General features: G+C 57.3%; 1 protein-coding gene. It reads left to right on the top strand.

The genetic code is table 11. The features are described 5' to 3' along the window. The coding region (locus Y017_RS09390; protein WP_035460451.1) for an IS3 family transposase at window positions 1-337 on the top strand (337 nt) is incomplete at both ends.

The following is a 337-nucleotide window of genomic DNA, read 5'->3' as shown; positions in this document are numbered from 1 at the left end:
CAGCACGGGTGATACGGGCTCTCGATCAGATCATCGAGTGGCGGGGCAAGCCCGCCGCCCTTCGCTGTGATAATGGGCCGGAGTACATATCGCAAGCACTGGTGGAATGGGCAACAGAGAAGCGGATAAGCCTAATCTATATCCAGCCCGGCAAGCCGACCCAGAACGCTTATATTGAACGATTTAACCGCACGGCCAGGCACGAATGGCTTGATCTCCACGAGTTCACCAGCGTTGCGCATGCCCAGCTATTAGCCACTCAGTGGCTGTGGCAATACAATAACGAGCGGCCTAACTCGGCTATCGGCGGAGTGCCTCCGGCCCAACGGCTAAAAGC

The sequence above is a fragment of the Alcanivorax sp. 97CO-5 genome (assembly GCF_000524665.1).
In the GTDB taxonomy this organism is placed as follows: domain Bacteria; phylum Pseudomonadota; class Gammaproteobacteria; order Pseudomonadales; family Alcanivoracaceae; genus Alcanivorax; species Alcanivorax borkumensis.
The sequence above is the reverse complement of the archived record's forward strand: the minus strand, read 5'-3'. Positions and strand labels throughout refer to the sequence as shown.